A 21,195-nucleotide genomic window follows, 5' to 3' on the forward strand; every position below is an offset into this window, starting at 1 on the left:
TTAGCCCATTGCATTAATAGCATACACTTCTTGCCACGCACGCATTACAAACCTAAGCCATTATTATCCGCTATTACTCGAGTTTAGGATAAATAAAACGGCTCCCCGGCAGATGTTATAAAATAACCCTGTTTGTCTGTCTGGGCTATTTCTGCCCATTGATAAAATACACTTCTTGCCACGCGTGCACAGCACCCATAAGGGAGTTGTATATAAGGCACGGCTGCATCTTTGTAGTCTTGTATATATATAGGTTGCTCAGCACTGATGAGCCATTGTCTGTCTAGGTTATCTATACAACAAAGCACTTGTCCTTGCTCGGTATTTTCAAATCGCCAGGCAACAATAATAAAGGGGGCGTCTTCAACCGTGATGGCTATTTTTTCGACTGGCGTTTTTAAATAAAACTGCTCACCCTCTTTACACAATACCGAGGCAAACAGCTTTACCATAGCCGGGCGTGTTATTTCACTGCCAGCATAAAACCATTGCCCTTGGTCGTTAATAACCATTGGCAATGATCCACAGTGAGTTGGTTGCCAACTATCAAAGGGTTTGCTTGGCTCGCTTAATTGCTTGCTTAGTTGGCTAAGGGAAATCACTGCTTTTTAAATGTCAGTGCAAAAGTAACAGGTACGGCAGTCGCAATTGACGGTAAACCCGCTAATTTTTGTAATTCCATAATGCCCTCTGTAATTGCAAAATCATTACTATTAATAATAATAGGACTGAAAGAAGACACACTTAAATCACCATTTTCTGCACTGCTAACCAGCACATCTATAGTAAGCGGCTTTTTATTACCATGAAAATCAAGTTCCGCATTAATCCCTTTAAGCACATACTGGCCAGGTTTTTTAATACTGCTGAGCTGCGATGCTAGATCTGCGGTTAATATGGCATTTGCAAATGTATCGGCTTCAAATAATAATTTTGTTAAACGCTCATTACGAATGGGGATCAGTGTTTCTGCCGAGGTTAAGTCTACATTTACACTAAACTCACCTTTATCTGATAACTTGCCTTCAATATTAGTAAAGTGATTTGCTTCAGCAATACTATTTTTTTTGATAGAAACAAAGCTTAATTGGCTTTTATCGTTTACTAACTGCCAATCGGCCTGAGCGATATTAGAAATAACTAAACTTGATAACGACAAACCTGCAATAGCTAATGCTTTAAACATGACGAATTCCTTCTATAAATGAACAATACCCCATTCATTAGAACCACAAATGAATAGAAAGTACTTTTTATGAGCTTATGATGGTATCACCTAAAGGATTAAGTGTAATTATAGAATAATAAATGGGGAATAATTAAGGTTAGGAATAAAAAACGGCCCATCAAATATATGATAGGCCGGTATAGCAAACTGGGGAGAAGCTATGAATAATTGCATCTTCGCAGATGCATCATCAACAGGATGTCCTACAGGATGAGGACGGCGCGACTTTAACAAAAGCCAGCGCACTAGTACAATAAAATTCTAGATAATTTGTGTATATTTGCCAACACCTTATGATTTAACATCGGTCTTTTCTTTAGTTAACTTTTATGTAACTAATGCGGCTATTTAAGTAATTAATATTTTTAAACTGACATAAAAAAAGTGCCCTTAGGCACTTTTTTGTCATTTTATTATATAAACTTAGTGAGCCTGTTCCCAGTTGTCGCCTTCATCAGCTTCAACTATAAGTGGTACATCAAGAGTAGCCGCTTGCGACATTAGTTCGCAAATATGCTTTGTGTAAGCATCAACACAGTCTGTTTTAATTTCAAATACCAACTCATCGTGTACTTGCATTAATAGCTTAACGGTATTGGGAGCTTGCTCGTATACCCAACTGTGTACACTTAACATTGCCTTTTTAATGATATCGGCAGCAGTGCCTTGCATTGGCGCATTGATTGCTGCGCGCTCAGCTCCTTTTCTTCGTGCACCATTTTGGGCTTTTATTTCTGGTAAATATAAACGGCGTCCAAAAATAGTCTCTACATAACCGCTTTCAGCGGCCTTTTCACGCGTTGTTTCCATATACTCTAAAACACCTGGGAAACGCTCAAAATATTTATCAATATAATGCTGCGCTTCATGGCGTGGCACATCCAGCTGACGTGCTAAACCAAATGCCGACATGCCATAAATTAAGCCAAAGTTAACCGCTTTAGCTTTACGACGCATATCGCTGGTCACTTCTTCTAAACTTACACCAAATACTTCTGCTGCAGTGGCACTGTGCACGTCTAAACCATTAGCGAACGCACTTAATAAACCTTTATCTTGTGAAAGATGCGCCATTATACGTAGCTCAATTTGGCTATAATCGGCAGCGACAATTTTATAGCCATCGGCCGCTATAAACGCTTCACGAATACGACGCCCTTCTTCTGAGCGAATTGGAATATTTTGTAAATTAGGATCGGTTGAACTTAAACGCCCAGTTGCCGTTACGGCTTGATGATACGAGGTATGCACACGCTGCGTTTTCTCGTTAACCATTAACGGTAATTTGTCGGTATAGGTTGATTTAAGCTTTGATAAACCACGGTGCTCAATAATTACTTTAGGCAGTGGATAGTCGTGCGCTAATTCTTGTAATACTTCTTCTGCGGTAGAAGGCGCGCCTTTAGGCGTTTTTTTAATTATTGGCAGTTCCAGTTTTTCAAACAACAATACTTGTAGTTGTTTTGGAGAACTTAAATTAAATGGTTCACCCGCTATTTCATACGCTTCTTTTTCCAGCTCCAATAAACGCTCGCCTAAGCGTTGGCTGTGCGCAGCAAGCATTTTGCTGTCTATTGCTACACCAGTGCGTTCAATATCAGAAATAACATTAACCAGTGGCATTTCTATATCTTCGAATACTGATTTTAGTTTTTCGTCAGCGGCTAATTTTGGCCATAAAACTTGGTGTAAACGCAGCGTAATATCTGCATCTTCAGCGGCATAGGGGCCGGCTTTATCTAGCTCTACTTGATTAAAAGTAAGTTGCTTTTTACCTTTACCAGCAATATCTTCAAAGCTGATATTTTTATGGCCTAAAAATTTAAGTGCCAGTGAATCCATATCATGGCGCGTACCCACACTGTTAAGCACATACGATTCAAGCATGGTATCAAACTTAATACCGTTTAATTCATAACCCGCATTTGCTAATACGCTTTTATCGTATTTAAGGTTTTGCCCTACCTTAGCTTTTTTGGCATCGGCTAGAATAGGTCCTAATTTTTGCATTACAAACTCAAGGCTTAGTTGCTCAGGTGCACCCGGATAGTCGTGAGCAACGGGTAAATAAGCAGCTTCACCGGCTTTTACCGCAAAGCTCATACCTACTAACTGTGCTTGCATGTAATCAAGGCTGGTTGTTTCTGTATCAAAGGCAAATAGCTCAGCATCATTTAGCTGCTCTATTAATGCATCAAACTGGCTCTCGGTTAAAATAGTTTCGTATTGTGCCTCTGCTACTTTTGGTACTTCGTTAGCCTCAGTGGGAACAGCTAAGTGTGTTTCGGTATCTTTAGGGTTATCGAGTAACTCAGCTAACCAACGACGAAATTCACATTCACCATAAAGCGCAATTAGCTCATCTTTATTGGGCTCTTGTAACTTAAAGGTATCAAGATCCGACTCAACCTCAACATCACACTTAATAGTGGCAAGTTGATAGCTTAAAGGCAGATGATCTAGCGCAGCTGCTAACTTCTCTCCTATTTTACCTTTGATCTCGCTGGCATTATCCATAACGCCCTGTAGCGATCCGTATTTTTCTAACCACTTAACCGCAGTTTTAGGACCACACCCTTCTACCCCTGGAATGTTATCTACTTTATCGCCCATTAAAGCTAAATAATCGATAATAAGTTCTGGGCCCACACCAAACTTTTCAACTACAGTAACAGGATCCGAGATACTGTCGGTCATGGTGTTTATAAGCGTTACATGTTCATTTACCAACTGCGCCATATCTTTATCGCCGGTAGAAACCAGTACGTGGCGCTTTTGCTCTGAAGCTATGCGCGCAAACGTACCAATTACATCGTCGGCTTCAACACCTTCAATGCTAATAAGCGGAAAACCCATTGCCTTAATAATACGGTGGATTGGCGCTATTTGCGTGCGTAAGTCATCTGGCATTGGCGGACGGTTCGCTTTATATTCGCTATACATGTCATTTCTAAAGGTTTTGCCTTTAGCGTCAAATATAACCACCATATGCGAGGGATCATATTGTCTGATCAAACTTTTTAGCATGTTGATCACACCATATATCGCTCCGGTCGCTTCACCTTTTGAGTTAGTTAAATGTGGCGGTGAATGATAAGCACGAAATAAATATGAAGAGCCATCAACTAAAATAAGTGGGTTTTCGGGGATCTGAGCCATGGTGAATTTGGATCCTAAATACAAAAAGTAAGATAATTATAAGCATGCCATAAGGCAGTGAATAAAACGACTGCGAATTAATACTACTGATGTTGATTAATTCAGAACAAACTGTGGATAACTTTGTAGATAACAGCCACAGACCATTCTTCCAAAGCATTAAAAAACGCTTAGAAATAAAGTTAACTGGTTGTTTTTACTAAAAAAGATAATACGAGGTTCTTTTTTTATTATTTTTTTACCAATGTGGAAAAAAGTTTTAAGCGTTACATCCGCTGTTAGTCATTGCCATTATTTGCATCCATTTAAATAACTGGACGAGCATTCTAGCATAATGGATCAAAGATCATAGCGATCCTTTATAATTTTTTTCACTGTGGTTGATCACCAAATGGCATATACCCTATGATCACTCGCTTAGCGAACAGTAACTATACAAATAATTTTTCAAACAGATTATTTTTGCCATGTTAAACTTGAAGGTCTGTTGATCTTTCAAGATTGAGTTTGCAGCAGTGTGTTTGGTATTTAGACAAGGCAGAGCCTATGTGGTGTGGTTATTCCCCATAAATAGGCGATAACGCAGCATTAATACCAAACATGCGCTGCCCGAAGGGTTCTGTCTAGGGGCGATTAACTCTTTGTTAGGGGCATGAGCAGGATGCAAAAGCTTTGCTCTGTTTTTACTTATTTACACATAGATGTAAGCCAGTAGAATAACGCAGGAGCAGTTATCGAGCCTACTAGGTTACAAACCTCGCGCCGCGATCAAATCGCTCCTAGTTTGAACAAATTTTAATCCGCAAAGGTTAACAGACCCTAATCTATCGAACTAAATTTTAGTTTGCCGACTTAAACGGAGCAGATAAAAAATGAAAAAAGTTGCAGTAATTTTAGCCGGTTGTGGCGTTTATGATGGTAGTGAAATTAATGAAGCCGTTTTGACTTTATTACACATAGCAAAAAATGGTGCAAGTTATCAATGCTTTGCACCCGATATAGCGCAGCATCACACCATTAATCACCTCACTGGTGAAGAAACCACCGATAATCGTAATGTACTTGTAGAAGCAGCGCGTATTGCTCGCGGCGAAGTAAAAGCGATTACTGAGCTGGACGTTACACAGTTTGACGCTTTAATTGTACCGGGTGGTTTTGGTGCTGCAAAAAATCTATCTGACTTTGCTATAAAAGGGCCACAGGCAAGTATTAATGCTGACGTGTTACATGCCTGTAAAGCGTTTGCCAATACCAATAAAGCAGCGGGCTATATGTGTATTGCTCCTAATTTAATTCCTTTTATTTATCAGCAAGCACACCTAACTATAGGTAATGATAGTGACACAGCTAATGCACTTAACACCCTAGGTGCTCAGCATGTCACCTGCGCAGTAGATGATATTGTTGTAGATCAGCAGTACAAGCTAGTAACAACACCAGCCTATATGCTGGCACAATCTATACTCGATGCCGATGCTGGAATAGCTAAACTGGTGAGTGAAGTGCTCGCACTAAGCTGATTTTTGATCAATATGATCTATTTAGATTTTTGTAACTTAGAATAACAGTTACTCTGTTTAACCATTTAGTAAACTGCTGTTTTTATTGAGTTAACGCAATCTTTAGTCGATTTAATCAATAAAATCTACTCTTAGCATTTTATAAATTGCTTAGGGGAGTTATAATTGTTTTAAATTCCGTCATTTACAATCGTGATTGATCACGTTCAAATTGAAGTGGGCAAGGCAAAATGAAAAAACTATCAGCTGCAGCATTACTAATGCTAGCAACCACCGCATACGCACAGCCATATGATAACTCTATGACTGCCGATGCAATCAAAAAACGTCTCGCACCGATTGGTGCTGTATACCTTGAGGGTGACAAAGTGGCCGCTCCTGCAGCCCCTACTGGCCCACGTTCTGGCGAGCAAGTATATCAAGCTTCATGTTTTGCGTGTCACGGTACTGGTGCGTTAGGCGCACCTAAATCGGCTGATGATTGGTCACCTCGCCTTGCTAAAGGTAATGATGTATTACTCGATCACGCACTGAATGGTTTTAATGCAATGCCGCCAAAAGGTACTTGTATGGATTGTTCTGAAGACGAAATTAGTGCCGCAATTAACTTTATGACAACTAAGTAAAAGCCTACTAAAATCAATAAATAAAAAGGTTTACCTAAGGTAAGCCTTTTTTAATGCTTTTTATCTACTTTTAACCGCTATTTTAACGAATATATACTTGACGCTAATAGTTAAAAATGAAATTATAAGCGCAATTAGTATACAATAAAAACACAGCTGGTTAACATCATTGGAAGATAAATTAACAGTACCTAGTAACTTAGCGCATCAAAATAAACGTCTTAAAGCGCTACTGAAAAAGTACAAGCATGCACATCATCTACAAAATGCCCTGATCCTATTATCAGAGCAAGCCAGCACGGTTGCAGAACTTACCTTACTCTATCCCGCTATACACGATATTTTGCAAAAGTACGTACCAAGCAAAAGTTTTTATGTTGTACTTTCCAACAGACACACAAACTTATTAGAACTTTCTTATTTTTCAGACGAAAAAGATGGTCTTGCTATTGCCCTTAATCAGCATAATAGTTTTAACGAAGGTGCAACTGGTTATGTATTTAAACAAGGTAAAACAACCTACTTTACTAAGCAACAAATGCAAGATGCTGCTAATAATGGTTTATTTAAAGCTTTAGGTACGCCTGCTGAGCACTGGATTGGCGTGCCTGTATTTCAAGAAAAAAGCATTATAGGCGTACTTGCAGCACAAAGTTACGACACAGAGCAAGGATACAGCCCTCAACAAATACAATTACTAGAGGTTATGTCGCTGTACTTAGCTACCGCAATAGAGCGAGTAAAAAAGCGCGAGCAACTCGAAGCCGAAGTTAAAATTCGCACCCAAGCACTTACACAAAGTAACGCAGCGCTTAACCTTGAAGTCGAACAACGTAAACGAGCCCTACAACGCCAGCAAATTTTATTTAAAATATCGGAGCTGGCAACACAAGCTAAAAATATTGATGATGTATATTTACAACTGCATGAAATTATAAAGTCGATAACCTATGCTGATAACCTTTATATTGCACTTTATAACAAAGATTCTGGCTGGCTAAGCTTTCCTTATTACGTAGATGAATTTAAAAAGAACCCTCAATCAAGGCGTTTTTCTAAAGGCTATAGTGAGCTGGTAATTAGCACCGAAGAAACTCAGCTTATACATCCCGATAGAGCAAAAGCGCTTATACAAGATGGCACAGTACAACGCACTTCACCTGTGCCTGAAAAGCAAATGGCTACTAGTTGGCTTGGCGCACCATTAAAAACATCACAAGGTGTTATTGGTTTAATTGTTTGCCAAGCGTATAACAATAAACATATTTTTAGCCAAGATGATTGCGAACTCATCACCTTTGTATCCCATCAAATTGCTACAGTATTACAAACAAAATTAGCTAATATCGCACTTAAAAAGAGTCATCAGGAGCTTGAGTTTCGAGTTGACGAAAAAACTAAAGAGTTACGCCAAGCTAACCTACATTTACAAATGCAAATTGATGAGCGAAAAAAAATAGAGCAGCAGCTTTATCACGACGCGCATCACGACTCGCTGACCGGTTTAGCTAACCGAAGCTTATTTTTAACTCAACTTGAAAAAACCCTGCAAGAATATCATCGCTTTGTAGAGCAACACTTTGCCGTATTATTTATTGATTTAGATAAGTTTAAAAGTATTAACGACCAACTTGGCCATCATGCCGGGGATCAGTTTTTAATTAGCGTGAGTAAGCTATTTTCGCAGTGTATTCGCGAGCACGACTTATTAGCGCGCTTAGGGGGGGATGAGTTTGTAATTTTATTGACTCATTTAACCGAGCCTCAACAAGCTGAAGATGTTGCTAATAGAATCATTAACTTAATGGCAGAACCATTTTGTTTTAAAGGCTCGTCACTGCAAAGTGGTGCAAGTATTGGTATAACTTACTCTAACCAAAGCTATAAAAATACGGATGAAATAATTCGTGATGCCGATGCCGCTATGTACTACGCTAAAAACTCAGGTAGAAACCGCTATGAGCTATTCCACCCGCTATTAACGCAAGCAATACCAGAGCAGCAATCACCAGTACTGCATTACCTTGAACAGCTACCAATGAATTTTAGAAGTTCTGAGATCATTACTCTTGATGAAAATTGCCAGTCTGAGTCATTGCTAGAGGCATTTGGCGAGCACCCTATATTGGGCTATACCAGTTTTGATATTCTAAAAAAGTTTGCCTGCGATAAAGAGCAACATCTTAATGTTGAACTTCAGCTACTGCAACAAGCATACACACAAACAAGTAACGCTAACTTAAACGTCGGCTTACTACCTTGCTCTAGTTTGTTATTGGCCCATCCTGAGTTTAATTTATTTACTGATGCTTTGAGCCAATGCGAAAACAAAACACAGCTTTGCTTACTCTTTGACGAGCAAGAAATTCGTTATGCTAGTGCAACACAAATTGAAAATTTAAAGCAATTATCTTTAAACGGCTACTCTATTGGGTTAAATAATTTTGCTAAAGATAAATGCGAGCTTAACTTACTTAGCGAAATTGATTTTGACTACCTACTACTAAGCTCAACATTTAGTAAACGTATTTTGCAGCAAGCTAGCTACGACCTACAACTGCAGGGCGTACTTGCCATTACTAAAATTAAAAACACTAAAGTAATAGCAAAAGGCCCTGCTATATTAAATTTTAGAGCTCTATTAGATAAACACGGTCTAGGATTTTTTATCGGTAAACAGTCTGCACTTAACAGTAGCTTGCAGCCCTCTATTAGTCACTCTGAATCACTGCAACGTTAACCAATTTATTCAGGTTTTTTAAGCATAGCGCGTAGATTAGCCACACGCGCCTGACCTTTTTCCATTCGCTCGGCTTGGCTATTAGGTGCTTTTTTATTCTCGAATGCTAAATCGTCTTGTGGTAGTTCTTGTACAAAACGACTGAGCTCTGTTTGTGATGTTTCGCCAAATTGACGACGTATTTTAGCATAAGTTAAGGTGAGCTCTTGTTGAGCTCGGGTGATCCCAACATACGCAAGGCGACGCTCTTCATCTACGTTGTCCTCATCAATACTTACCTGATGCGGTAGCAAGCCCTCTTCCATACCCACCATAAACACGTACGGATACTCTAGTCCCTTTGATGCATGCAAGGTTGATAACTGCACCGCGTCGGCTTCATCTTCTTCTTCGTTACGCTCTAACATATCGCGTAATGTAAGTTTGCTCACTACTTCGGCCAAGGTCATGGGCTCGTTATCGGCGTCGCCGGTTAGCATGTCGGTGATCCACCGATATAACTCCGATACGTTTTTCATCCGCATTTCAGCCGCTTTGGCACTAGGTGATGACTCGTATAAATACGCTTCGTAGTTAATGTTACGCACTAAATCTTTAACCGCTTCTAGGGTATCACCGCGCACCGCGTTGTCTGATAGCTCCACAACCCAACGTGCAAACCCAGTAAGTGCGTTCAAACCACGCCCTTTTAGCCTATAACCTAGGTCATTATCAAAACAGGTAGCAAATAAACTCATGTGCTTTTCATTTGCGAGCGTGCCCAGCTTTTCAAGTGTCACCGTGCCTATTTCGCGCCGTGGTGTATTTACTATTCGTAAAAATGCATTGTCATCATCTTGATTAACCAGCAGCCGTAAGTAGGCCATAATATCTTTAATTTCTGAGCGCGAAAAAAACGACATACCACCGCTAATTTTGTATGGAATACGGTTACTCATTAACGATTTTTCAAAGCCTCGCGCTTGGTGATTACCGCGATATAAAATAGCGTAATCTTTGTAGCTAGTGCGTTTCATAAACTTATGCGAAATAATTTCAGCCACTACGCGCTCAGACTCATGCTCTTCATCACGACAACCAATTACTTTTATTGGCTCACCATAACCGAGCTCACTAAACAGCTTTTTTTCAATGTCGTGCGGGTTGTTGGCAATTAATATATTAGCCGCTTTTAGTATTCGCCCTGCACTACGGTAGTTTTGCTCCAGCTTAATAAGTCTAAGCCCGGGGAAGTCTTTACTTAATAACACTAAGTTTTGCGGACGCGCACCGCGCCATGAATATATCGATTGATCGTCATCGCCTACCACAGTAAAGCGGGCACGTTCACCTACTAACAGCTTAACAAGTTGGTATTGGCTGGTATTGGTATCTTGGTACTCATCCACCAGCAAGTATTTAAAGCGTTGCTGCCAGCGCATCCGTGAAGTGGCATTATTAGTAAGGAGCAAAGTAGGGATCATTATTAAGTCATCAAAATCTAGTGCATTGTAAGCACGTAACTGGTTTTGATAGCGACCATAAAGCTGTGCAAATAATGCTTTTTGTGGCTCTTGCGCTTCGCGGATTGCTTGTTCTGGTAAAATTAATTCGTTTTTCCAGCTACCAATTGCCATTTTTAATAGCTTGAGTAGGTCTTTATCATTTTTAAGTTCGTCTTCGGTTAAATCATTTAATAACTGGTTGGTATCTTGATCGTCAAATAGCGAAAAACCCGGCTTAAAGCCCAGTGTACTAAGTTCTTTTTTGATAATTTCTAAACCCAGCGTATGAAATGTAGATACCCAAAGCCCTTTGGCATCTTGCTTGCCAAGTGTTTGCAAAACACGCTCACGCATCTCTTTAGCAGCTTTATTGGTAAAAGTAACCGCGGCAATATTACGCGCTTTATACTCACACTGTTTCACTAAATATGCGATTTTATTAGTAATAACACGCGTTTTACCAGAGCCAGCTCCAGCAAGCACTAAGCATGGCCCACTAATATATTTTACCGCTTCATCTTGTTTAGGATTGAGTTTCATAACGACCAAAGAGATTTAAAAAGACGGGCAATTTTAACGTAACCATTACAGCGAGCATAGCAATTGCACTAATTAATTCGATAAAGATCAACCTGTGTTAAATACACTGGCTATAAGGTAATATTAGTTATTATAAATTCTGGGCAACAGCCAAGGGACGAACATGATTAATCCAGCAAAACTTGAAGAAATTGCAAAGCAAATCACTAGTAATATGCCACAAGGCGTAAAAAACTTAGCCGATACACTCGAAGGTAAAACCAAACAAGTTTTACAAAACAAGCTTGCTGAGATGGACTTTGTAAGTCGTGAAGAATTTGATGTACAAAGCCAAGTACTGATCCGTACACGCGAAAAGCTAACTGAGCTTGAAGCTAAAGTTGCACTGTTAGAGCAACAACTTAGCACTCAGCCAAATGCTGAATAATATATACGCTTAAAGTAAAAAAGCAGCCAAGGCTGCTTTTTTGTTTTGTAATAGTGCTAATTAATTAAATAACTTGAACTCTGGTTAAGGAATTTACTAACATATTGAATTATAATTATATTTATTTTCTCTAGCCAGAAGTTTTCAGTGAAAACAAGGCGAATTTATGCGTCAATAGCTGGCCTATTGCAAGTAAATTCAACGCAGTTAGCGCTGAAAATAGCTGCTTGAGATAGATTTATTATCCGGAGCTCAGGTTAAATAGCTCATCAAGTACATAGTAAGCTAAATTGCTCTGCTGCGCGCAACTCACAACCAGCATTTTTTGCGCTACTTGCTCCCCAGTTATTGGTTTATAGCGTTTTAAAAGTGGCAGACGAGTTATAATGGGTAAAATAACACTGCCAATTTTCTCAGCCACTCTAAACCGCTTACGGTTACCTAATAATAACGACGGCTGAAAAATACTGATACGTGCAAAAGGCAGTTGCTTAACCTGCTGCTCTAGTTGCCCCTTCATTTTTAAATAAGGGCTAGTGCTGTGCGCATTTGCACCACTTGATGACACCAAGCAGTAATGTTGCACACCATTACTTGCGGCTAATTGCGTGGCAATAAATTGATAATCAAAATCAACTCTTCGCTGCGCCGCAATTGAGCCGGCTTGCTTTTTAGTAGTACCTAAACAAGAAAAAAACACATCGCCTTTAAATAATGCAGCATATTGAGTTAACTCATCAAACTCAATTATATGATTAACGAGTTTTGGATGACGTATGCTTAGCGCACGACGGCTTAAGGCAATTACATTAGAAAAATACGCGCTTTGTAGTAACTTTTTTAATAACTCATTTCCTACTAACCCTGTTGCACCTATAATTACCGCCGTTTTTGTCATCGCTTTAATTATCCATGGTCAAGTTTTGAAAACACGTGTTGCACGGCTTTTTTATAAGTGTCGGCTTCTTCTGATGCACAAGTTACTACTGACTCTAGGTCATGTAGGTGGCCATTTTCTAGGCCGTAAACCCAACCATGAATCGATAAACTTTGTCCACGTGCCCATGCGTCTTGTACTATATTAGTACGCGCTACATTACGTACCTGCTCAATTACATTAAGCTCTATTAAACGGCTTAAACGCTCTTTTTCAGGCACTGCATTTAATTGCTCTAGGTGCTTCTCTTTTACATCACCAACATGGCGCAGCCAATTATCAATAAAGCCAAAGCGGGCTTCATCTAGTACTGCTTGTACACCACCACAACCATAATGCCCCACCACCATAATATGTTTAACTTTTAATACTTCAACAGCATATTGCATTACCGATAAACAGTTATGATCTGTATGTACAACTACGTTTGCTACGTTACGATGTACAAATAGCTCACCTGGGAGTAAATCTACAATTTGATTGGCTGGCACGCGGGAGTCGGAACAACCAATCCATAAGTACTCTGGATTTTGCTGCATTGATAGTATTTTAAAAAAGTCAGGATCCGCTTTACTAGTGCGATCTGCCCAACGTTTATTATTGTCGAATAAATTTTTTAGCTTTCTCATTGCATCTCTTTTCAGTTCGAAGACGGGTAATTTGCCAAGATCAAAATATTGCGCGGTGTTAACTGTTTTGCGCAAAACGTTTTAATACTGACTTGATAGCCTTGCTGCTGTAAATATAAAGCACGATCGAGCACAAGCCAAACTTCTATTGCTCTTCTGAACACATGTCGAACCAGTTCAATACGATCAGTTACTTTTATTTTGTCCTGCCCAATAAGTAAAAACTTATTATAATCAATCTCTTGTGTCAACTTTAACGACTTTTTGTCTGCAGCCCATGCACAAAACGATTTAAATGAATCTGAAAACACCGCCTTGTTAACCGACGGCACACTGACGTAATGTTGCTCATTAGTAATCGATTTTCGCAGGGCATCAAACCCGAGTCGCCATGCAACTTCAGTGTTACGCACTTTAACTATGCGTGAAGGCGCGGTGACCATTTCTTGAAGTGCGAGCTTTAAGTCGCGATGAGTTAAGTTAAGGAGACTTTGTTGTGCAAGCGTACTCATTGCTAGGTAATTATCTGGGGTAAATAAATGATAACAACAAGGAGAAAAACTAATGTTAGAGACTTTAGCTACACTGGCCTGCTGCATAAAAGCTTGATGTAAACCGCCGCAAGCATGTAAAGCGACTGCGTGCATATCGGCTTTAAAAAAAGCAGTAATGTCATCCTTCAATACATCTGCTTGGCTAAAGTGCATAGCTAAGCCTTGCTGCTTTGCACTGTGCTGCCCTTGCTCACATAATTGCGGTTGCAGCTCTATACTGTGCACGCTTTTAGCACCATTAAACGCTAGCATACGCCCGAGGTGTCCTTTACCCGCGCACCATTCTAAAACAGGCTTGGTACTACTGGGTAAAGCCGCTACAAAATCTTGCAGCTGCTGAAACTTCCGCCCTTTTATACCGTTACTAAGCCAAAACGGATAGTCACTGCGCGTTAAGTTCGCTGTTGGTAACTCACACAAATTTACCAGCTGTTCAAGTTGCTCAATATGCGGCTCAAAAAATTGATATAACTGTTCTTCATTGCCATCTAATTGGGCAACTTCTTCATCCGTTAAATTATTTAAAGGCTCTTGTAGCTCAGGCCAAGGTAGTGCATCAAAATCAAATGCCGTACATTGCCAATATTGGCGATTACGCATAAGGAGAGAATCAAGTGCAGAAAACTGCTCAGCTAAGGTCATATCAACTTAAAATAAATAAACACAATTAATTATAGCAGCTCAGCCCACTGTCATTAAGTGGTTATTTTTTGAAGATTAAACGTAAATACAGCGGGATAGAAATAATGCTGATAATAATTGCTGCCAGTAACATCCATGAAAGCTGTAATCTTTCGGGCTCCTGATACTTATATATAAAACTAGTTTTTACTTTGTCAAAATCACTTTGTTCAACACCATATAAATCAGCTATTAAGCGCCACTTTGCCATCGACATATTACCTAGGTGAGTACTGGGTACTGTAACATAGCCTTTTAATACCTCGGCTTCATAAGCTAGCTGATGGGGGCTTTTATGCGGTGCATATTGCTGAGTTACTGCTATCGCTTCATCCATATTCATCATTGCATAACGCCAGCCTTTAAGACTTGCCTGATAAAAGCTTTCTACTGTTTGCGGGTGGTTTTTAAGCATACTTTGGCTAGTAAACAAAATATCGGCATACAGATCCATACCGTACCTTTGCGGACAAATAAGTCTGTGGGCAATTCCTTGCTGCGCCATGTAATAAGGTAGGTCGGTTACATACACTTGCATTGCATCTACTTTATTGTCAATCCATGCGCGGGTCGGATTATCACCTTCATAATGGGCTAAGCGGTCGGTATTAATGCCACTGCGCTGGAGCATAATTAATAACTCAGTATTCTCTCTTTTACCGCTGGTAGTGACTCGTTTAGTAATAAAGTCTCGTGCATGAAAAATATCAGAGCTGTCTTTAACCATCCAGCAATAAGGGGAAAACTGCAATATAGCAGCCATTGCCACTAAAGGTTTACCGGCAATGCGTTGCTGTAAAACACCAGAATGACCAATGCCAAACTGCACCTCACCTTGTGCTACTGCATCAAAACTGTCGGGCATACTTAACTTGGCAGGGAGTATATTTACATCCAGCCCGACCTCTTTATAAAAGCCTTTATGCTTGGCCATATAATAGCCGGCAAATTGAAATTGATGAGTCCATTTTAATTGCAATGTAACCGGTTCTTGCGCCTGTAGCTGGCAACAAAAAAGCCCTAAAACAATGATTAGTCCTTTAATTAGCAACGAGTTCCCCTCAAAGCATATTATTATTTATTGATAATAATATGTAAAAAACATGATAAAGCAAGCACCTCAACGAGGTGCTTGTTAATAAAGAGGGTTATGCCGAAGCGAGTTTATCGACGTTTTTGCCCTGAGGCTGCGAGGTTAAAAACTGGGTAAAACACGGGTTATTTGTTTCATCTTGTACGTTATAGCCTAAGCGATTTAAGTGCTCATTAAACACATCAAATTGGCTTGGTTCAATTGCAAAACCTGCTAATACATTCCCCGTAGAGCCACCATGATTACGATAATGAAATAAAGTAATATTCCAATTACTGCCTAAGGTATCTAAAAAGCGTGCTAATGCGCCCGGGTATTCAGGAAACTCAAACTGTAATAAACGTTCATGTAATTGCTCAGGTGCTTTACCTCCAACCATATAACGCACATGTAACTTAGCGAGTTCGTTATCCGATAGGTCGCAAAATTGATAATTGTTATTGGTTAGATCTCGCTTTAACTCTTCTAGCTCTTGTAACCCTTGACGTAGCGCAATACCTACAAATATTTGCGCATCGCCGGGCCCTGCATAACGATAATTAAACTCGGTAATAGCGCGCCCACCTAACGAGGCACAAAATTGTTTAAAACTGCCTTTTTCTTCATTAATGGTAACGGCTAATAGCGCTTCGTTTTTTTCGCCAAGTGCGGTGCGCTCTGCTACATAACGTAAGCGATCAAAATTTAAATTAGCTCCTGAAAGCACGGCAGCTAAATGCAGCCCTTTTAACCCCGATTGCTGACTCCACTTTTTCAGCCCGGCAGTGGCAAGCGCGCCTGAAGGCTCGGCAATGGCACGCGTAGATACAAAAATATCTTGCATGGCGGCGCATATCTCATCGCTGCTTACGGTAACTACGTCGTCGCAAAACTTTTGCGCTAATCTAAACGTTTCAGTGCCAATAATTTTAACCGCCACACCATCGGCAAAACTACCAACTCTATCAAGCTCTACTGGCTTACCTGCTTTTAGTGCGGCTTGTAAGCAGGCACTTTCGTCGGCTTCTACCCCTATTACTTTAATATCAGGGCGCAGTGATTTTATATATACCGCCATACCAGCAAGCAAACCGCCGCCGCCAACGGGAATAAATACCGCATCAAGCTCGTTTAACTGCTGCATTAGCTCACGGGCTACTGTGCCTTGCCCTACAATTACGTCTGGGTCGTCAAATGGCGGTACAAATATACCGTTGAGTTGCTCTGTAAGTTCTAGCGCATGGGCTTTAGCGGCATCAAAATGATGACCATGTAATACTACTTCACCACCAAGTGCACGCACTGCACTTACTTTTATTTCTGGGGTAGTTACTGGCATAACTATAGTTGCCTGATGCCCTAAATGTGAGGCACTCAGCGCCACACCTTGAGCATGATTTCCCGCAGATGCAGTAATCACTACTGAGCCTTTAGGCAGCTTGTTAAGTTTATTAAATGCACCACGTAATTTAAATGAGTACACCGGCTGCTGGTCTTCGCGTTTTAGCCACACATGGTTGCCCAGCTTAGTACTGAGTTCGGCCATTTTGCTAACCTCAGTTACTTTAGCCAGCGGCTCCATGTTTGCTTGAATAATTGCACGAAAATAATCGAGTTCTTGAGAAACCATAATTAACTAAGCTCCTCTAGTTTGGCTAAATCGCGCACTGCACCTTTATCGGCACTGGTAGCAAGTAGCGCATATGCTTTAAGCGCAGATGATACATAACGCTGACGATCAAGCGGTTTATAAGCCTGCTTGCCACGCGCTAGCTGTTTTTGTTTACGAGCTTCGAGCTCTGCATCGCTAAGCGCTAAAGTAATTTCGCGAGTAGCAATATCAATAATTATTTTATCGCCGTTTTCAACGTAGGCAATCGCACCACCACTAGCCGCTTCTGGTGATACATGGCCAATTGATAAGCCTGATGTGCCGCCAGAAAAACGACCATCAGTGATCAAGGCACATTTTTCTGCTAAGCCTTTTGACTTTAAGTAACTGGTTGGATAAAGCATTTCTTGCATTCCAGGCCCGCCTTTTGGCCCTTCATAACGAATAACCACTACATCGCCGGCTTTTACTTCGTCGTTTAAAATACCTTCTACCGAATCATCTTGCGACTCATACACCACGGCAGTACCTTCAAAATGTAGCATGTCATCAACTACACCCGCGCTCTTTACAACACAGCCATCAACCGCTAAATTGCCCGACAGTACGGCTAAACCACCATCTTGACGAAAAGCGTGTTCAACACTACGAATACAACCATGTTCGCGGTCGTTATCGCCCTCATCCCAACGGCATTCTTGGCTCATTGCTTTAGTAGTGCGAATACCCGCAGGGCCTGCACGATAAAATTTGTGAGCAGCTTCGTTAGTTGGGTCTGTTGCATCCCACTTTTTAACTAGCTCAGCCATTGTTGACCCAGCGACATGATTTACCGACATATCAACTAAGCCTGCTTTACCCAACTCACGTACAATTGCCATCATGCCACCAGCGCGGTGTACATCTTCAATATGATATTCTGGCGTAGCGGGTGCTACTTTACATAAAAATGGCGTTTTACGAGATAGTGCATCAATGTGCGACATATCAAAATCAACACCTGCCTCTTGCGCCGCAGCAAGTAAATGTAATACCGTATTTGACGAGCCGCCCATGGCTATATCTACTACCATGGCGTTCATAAAGGCTGTTTTGTTAGCAATCGCGCGTGGCAATACTTCTTGGTTATCTTTTTGGTAATACTCGCGGCACAAATCAACAATGCGTGCGCCCGCTTCAACATATAATTGTTTACGGTCTTTATGCGTTGCTAGCGTAGTACCGTTACCCGGTAGTGCTAAACCAATGGCTTCAAGTAAACAGTTCATAGAATTGGCAGTAAACATGCCTGAACACGAACCACATGTAGGACATGCTGAGCGCTCCACTTGCTCTGAATCTGCATCACTTACCGACTCATCTGCACCTTTAACCATGGCGTCTACCAAATCGAGTTTAATATCGATATTAGCAAGTTTAGTTTTACCGGCTTCCATCGGACCACCCGATACAAATATAACCGGAATATTTAAACGCAACGCTGCAAGCATCATTCCTGGGGTAATTTTGTCGCAGTTTGAAATACAAATCATCGCATCGGCGCAGTGGCCATTAACCATGTACTCAACCGAGTCGGCAATTAGGTCGCGTGATGGCAGTGAATACAACATGCCACCATGGCCCATAGCAATACCATCATCTATCGCTATGGTGTTAAATTCTTTTGGCACGCCACCCGCTTGGGTAATGGTTTCAGCCATCAGTTCGCTCAGCTGATTAAGGTGCACATGCCCAGGTACAAATTGTGTAAATGAGTTTACAACCGCAATAATCGGCTTTCCGAAATCGCTATCTGTCATTCCTGTTGCACGCCATAATGCACGAGCACCTGCACGTTTTCGACCTTCGGTTGTTGTTGCACTTCTTAATTTTGCCATGGTTACCTCTGTTTTGCTGCTTTATAAGCAAGCATTCCTCATTCTTAGTTATTGAGTAAGTTTATTAACCCACTCTGCAATTGTTTACTGCGCGCACACTTAAACCGCTTGTTGCTGTAAATTTTGTAAAGTAACGGCTTTTACGTCCACCAGCTTATTTAGCTGGCTGGTTAATAAGTGAATTGGCTTATCGCTGTCTACCGTCATGGTTACATGGTATTGGCCATCGTCTATATTGAGTTGAAAATGGGTTAAGTCAAAACCACGATGACGTACTACGCGTAAAAAACGCTCTACAGCAATACTTTGATTTTTTAAGGCGATTGTTAAACTATGTTTCATTGTGCTTTCCCCGTCATCATTTCATCGTTAGCTGCACCTGGTGGTACTAGCGGCCATACATTTTCTTTATTATCAATACAGGCATGTACTATGTATGGACCTTTACTATTAACCAGTGCAGTTATTGCATCGTCAACTTGATTAGCATGGGTTATGGTTTGCCCTGGTATACCAAACACCGCTGCTAGCTGCACAAAGTCTGGATTATCTGAAAGGTCAGTTTCTGAGTAGCGCTCTTCAAAAAACAGTTCCTGCCATTGACGTACCATACCTAAGCGTTGGTTATCTAAAATAAGTATTTTTACTGGTAAATTATTACGACGAATTGTTGCCAACTCTTGAATGTTCATCATGATAGAGCCATCACCAGATACCGTAATAACAAAGTCATCGGGGCGCGCTACTTGTGCACCAATTGCCGCAGGTAAACCAAAGCCCATAGTGCCTGCACCACCACTACTTAAGTGATTACTGGGATGATTAAATTTCATATGCTGGGCCACCCACATTTGGTGCTGACCTACATCGCAGCACACGACACCCGTTTTAGGCATACGTTGGCTAAGTTGATTAAGTAAATAGGGTGCAAATACCTTGTCGCCCGGATAGTCGTAACGCCATGCATATTTAACCATCATTGCTTTGTTATAATCGCACCATGCTTGCGGAGTTACAAAGCACTCTAATGCAGGTAAGGACGTTTTTAAGTCAGCAATTAAAGAAGCTTTTGCTGGTTTACGCTTACCGACTTCTGCGGCGTCTATGTCTAAATGAATTACTTTAGCGTTTGCAGCAAACTTTGCTAAGTTGCCGGTAACACGGTCATCAAACCGCGCCCCAATACACACTAGTACATCGCATTCTTGCACCGCTAAGTTAGCAGCTTGGCCGCCGTGCATACCTAGCATACCTAAGTAATACTCGTAATCGGGTAACACACTGCCCAGCGCTTTAAGTGTGGCAACCGCTGGCATGTGGGTTTTATTTAAAAACTGCATCAACTGGGCTTGTGCATCCGCTGATTGCACTCCACCACCTACATAAGCAACCGGCTGTTTAGCTTCACTAAGCAGTTGATTAGCAATAGCAACTTGCTTTAAATCAAGTTCTGGTAAGTACTCGTCTGCTGCTAGCCAAGGCTGAAATGGCACTTGCGCCATTTGAATGTCTTTTGGGATATCTACGAGTACGGGCCCTGGGCGACCGCTTTGCGCTAAGTGCATGGCCTCTTGCAGTATTTCGGCTAAGTCTTCGGCTCGCTCTACCATGTAACTGTGCTTAGTACACGACAGCGACATACCTAACACATCTACCTCCTGAAAGGCATCTGAACCAATCGCTGCGGTAGGCACTTGCCCGGTAATTGCTAATAATGGCACTGAGTCCATCATCGCATCGGCAAGAGCAGTAATTAAGTTAGTGGCACCAGGGCCTGACGTTGCAAAACACACTCCTAATTTACCCGTACTACGAGCAAAACCTACTGCCGCAAAGCCTGCACCTTGCTCATGCCGAGTAAGGTAGTGCTTGACTGGCGCGCCATACAAGGCATCGTAAATTGGCATAATAGCTCCGCCTGGGTAGCCAAATACTTCTTTTACGCCGTGTTTGGCTAATAAATCTATTGTTAATTCTGCGCCTGTCATTAATAAAACCCTCATTCCTCAGTGACAATTCAATCACATATTTTGCCGCTAAAACCAAAAAGCCCCCCGAACGGTTAAGTGCGGAGGGCTTTTAAATGCTTAAGTTTTTTAAAGCACTACG

General features: G+C 41.0%; 16 protein-coding genes. 4 read left to right on the forward strand and 12 right to left on the reverse strand.

Annotated features, from left to right (window positions below; genetic code table 11):
- Positions 1–83: 83 nt before the first annotated feature.
- From AAEZ18_RS15605 to polA, 3 genes are all read right to left on the reverse strand, one after another.
- Positions 84–602, reverse strand: a complete 519-nt coding sequence (locus tag AAEZ18_RS15605) for a DUF1285 domain-containing protein (RefSeq protein ID WP_041454598.1) — start codon at positions 600–602, stop codon at positions 84–86.
- Positions 599–1,186 carry a YceI family protein gene (locus AAEZ18_RS15610; protein WP_011329398.1) on the reverse strand — a complete coding sequence of 196 codons (588 nt, stop codon included), beginning with the start codon at positions 1,184–1,186 and terminating at the stop codon, positions 599–601. The genes AAEZ18_RS15605 and AAEZ18_RS15610 overlap by 4 nt, the downstream gene beginning before the upstream one ends.
- 465 nt (positions 1,187–1,651) lie before the next feature.
- Entirely contained in the window at positions 1,652–4,387 is a 2,736-nt protein-coding gene (polA, locus tag AAEZ18_RS15615; RefSeq protein ID WP_086994718.1) for a DNA polymerase I, read from the reverse strand.
- An 872-nt stretch (positions 4,388–5,259) separates the two neighbouring features.
- On the opposite strand from polA, the gene elbB reads away from it, so the two are divergent.
- From elbB to AAEZ18_RS15630, 3 genes are all read left to right on the forward strand, one after another.
- Positions 5,260–5,907 (forward strand): isoprenoid biosynthesis glyoxalase ElbB, encoded by a 648-nt coding sequence (gene elbB, locus AAEZ18_RS15620; RefSeq protein WP_089368823.1) that lies wholly within the window; start codon positions 5,260–5,262, stop codon positions 5,905–5,907.
- 230 nt (positions 5,908–6,137) lie between these two features.
- The gene (locus AAEZ18_RS15625) at positions 6,138–6,533 is read left to right on the forward strand and encodes a c-type cytochrome (protein WP_041454600.1); all 396 of its coding nucleotides are present in this window, start codon (positions 6,138–6,140) and stop codon (positions 6,531–6,533) included.
- Between the two features lie 169 nt (positions 6,534–6,702).
- Positions 6,703–9,273: a bifunctional diguanylate cyclase/phosphodiesterase gene (locus tag AAEZ18_RS15630; protein WP_182677568.1), complete on the forward strand. Its 2,571-nt coding sequence runs from the start codon at positions 6,703–6,705 to the stop codon at positions 9,271–9,273.
- Positions 9,274–9,278: 5 nt separating this feature from the next.
- Here AAEZ18_RS15630 and rep read toward each other — a convergent pair whose 3' ends face one another.
- Positions 9,279–11,297, reverse strand: a complete 2,019-nt coding sequence (rep, locus tag AAEZ18_RS15635; RefSeq protein ID WP_086994727.1) for a DNA helicase Rep — start codon at positions 11,295–11,297, stop codon at positions 9,279–9,281.
- A gap of 163 nt (positions 11,298–11,460) precedes the next feature.
- On the opposite strand from rep, the gene ubiK reads away from it, so the two are divergent.
- The gene (gene ubiK, locus AAEZ18_RS15640; RefSeq protein WP_086994730.1) at positions 11,461–11,724 is read left to right on the forward strand and encodes a ubiquinone biosynthesis accessory factor UbiK; all 264 of its coding nucleotides are present in this window, start codon (positions 11,461–11,463) and stop codon (positions 11,722–11,724) included.
- 241 nt (positions 11,725–11,965) lie between these two features.
- On the opposite strand, the gene AAEZ18_RS15645 is transcribed toward ubiK, so the two are convergent.
- The 8 genes from AAEZ18_RS15645 to ilvG all read right to left on the reverse strand — a co-directional run bounded on the left by AAEZ18_RS15645 (position 11,966) and on the right by ilvG (position 21,074).
- Positions 11,966–12,622, reverse strand: a complete 657-nt coding sequence (locus tag AAEZ18_RS15645) for an NAD(P)H-binding protein (RefSeq protein WP_350552007.1) — start codon at positions 12,620–12,622, stop codon at positions 11,966–11,968.
- 8 nt (positions 12,623–12,630) lie between these two features.
- Entirely contained in the window at positions 12,631–13,290 is a 660-nt protein-coding gene (can, locus tag AAEZ18_RS15650) for a carbonate dehydratase (RefSeq protein WP_086994736.1), read from the reverse strand.
- Between the two features lie 11 nt (positions 13,291–13,301).
- The gene (locus tag AAEZ18_RS15655; RefSeq protein ID WP_182677571.1) at positions 13,302–14,486 is read right to left on the reverse strand and encodes a methyltransferase; all 1,185 of its coding nucleotides are present in this window, start codon (positions 14,484–14,486) and stop codon (positions 13,302–13,304) included.
- Positions 14,487–14,547: 61 nt separating this feature from the next.
- Positions 14,548–15,576, reverse strand: coding sequence for an ABC transporter substrate-binding protein (locus AAEZ18_RS15660; protein ID WP_182677574.1), 1,029 nt, complete (start codon positions 15,574–15,576; stop codon positions 14,548–14,550).
- Positions 15,577–15,673: 97 nt separating this feature from the next.
- Positions 15,674–17,227 carry a threonine ammonia-lyase, biosynthetic gene (gene ilvA / locus AAEZ18_RS15665; RefSeq protein ID WP_089368828.1) on the reverse strand — a complete coding sequence of 518 codons (1,554 nt, stop codon included), beginning with the start codon at positions 17,225–17,227 and terminating at the stop codon, positions 15,674–15,676.
- 2 nt (positions 17,228–17,229) lie between these two features.
- Complete coding sequence (gene ilvD / locus AAEZ18_RS15670; protein WP_182677576.1) at positions 17,230–19,086, reverse strand: dihydroxy-acid dehydratase; 1,857 nt, start codon at positions 19,084–19,086, stop codon at positions 17,230–17,232.
- A gap of 99 nt (positions 19,087–19,185) precedes the next feature.
- Positions 19,186–19,428 (reverse strand): acetolactate synthase 2 small subunit, encoded by a 243-nt coding sequence (gene ilvM / locus AAEZ18_RS15675; protein ID WP_058374304.1) that lies wholly within the window; start codon positions 19,426–19,428, stop codon positions 19,186–19,188.
- Positions 19,425–21,074, reverse strand: coding sequence for an acetolactate synthase 2 catalytic subunit (ilvG, locus tag AAEZ18_RS15680; RefSeq protein ID WP_182677578.1), 1,650 nt, complete (start codon positions 21,072–21,074; stop codon positions 19,425–19,427). Before ilvG ends, ilvM begins: the two co-directional genes overlap by 4 nt.
- Positions 21,075–21,195: the final 121 nt, after the last annotated feature.

Origin of the sequence: Pseudoalteromonas sp. 19-MNA-CIBAN-0066 (assembly GCF_040308705.1) — a bacterium.
GTDB classification, from domain to species: domain Bacteria; phylum Pseudomonadota; class Gammaproteobacteria; order Enterobacterales; family Alteromonadaceae; genus Pseudoalteromonas; species Pseudoalteromonas nigrifaciens.

Coding starts and splice junctions, on each gene's coding strand:
- ilvG (WP_182677578.1), bottom strand. CDS start 21,074: ATGACAGGCGCAGAATTAACAATAGATTTATTAGCCAAACACGGCGTA.
- ilvA (WP_089368828.1), bottom strand. CDS start 17,227: ATGGTTTCTCAAGAACTCGATTATTTTCGTGCAATTATTCAAGCAAAC.
- ilvM (WP_058374304.1), bottom strand. CDS start 19,428: ATGAAACATAGTTTAACAATCGCCTTAAAAAATCAAAGTATTGCTGTA.
- AAEZ18_RS15610 (WP_011329398.1), bottom strand. CDS start 1,186: ATGTTTAAAGCATTAGCTATTGCAGGTTTGTCGTTATCAAGTTTAGTT.
- can (WP_086994736.1), bottom strand. CDS start 13,290: ATGAGAAAGCTAAAAAATTTATTCGACAATAATAAACGTTGGGCAGAT.
- ilvD (WP_182677576.1), bottom strand. CDS start 19,086: ATGGCAAAATTAAGAAGTGCAACAACAACCGAAGGTCGAAAACGTGCA.
- elbB (WP_089368823.1), top strand. CDS start 5,260: ATGAAAAAAGTTGCAGTAATTTTAGCCGGTTGTGGCGTTTATGATGGT.
- rep (WP_086994727.1), bottom strand. CDS start 11,297: ATGAAACTCAATCCTAAACAAGATGAAGCGGTAAAATATATTAGTGGG.
- AAEZ18_RS15645 (WP_350552007.1), bottom strand. CDS start 12,622: ATGACAAAAACGGCGGTAATTATAGGTGCAACAGGGTTAGTAGGAAAT.
- AAEZ18_RS15625 (WP_041454600.1), top strand. CDS start 6,138: ATGAAAAAACTATCAGCTGCAGCATTACTAATGCTAGCAACCACCGCA.
- polA (WP_086994718.1), bottom strand. CDS start 4,387: ATGGCTCAGATCCCCGAAAACCCACTTATTTTAGTTGATGGCTCTTCA.
- ubiK (WP_086994730.1), top strand. CDS start 11,461: ATGATTAATCCAGCAAAACTTGAAGAAATTGCAAAGCAAATCACTAGT.
- AAEZ18_RS15655 (WP_182677571.1), bottom strand. CDS start 14,486: ATGACCTTAGCTGAGCAGTTTTCTGCACTTGATTCTCTCCTTATGCGT.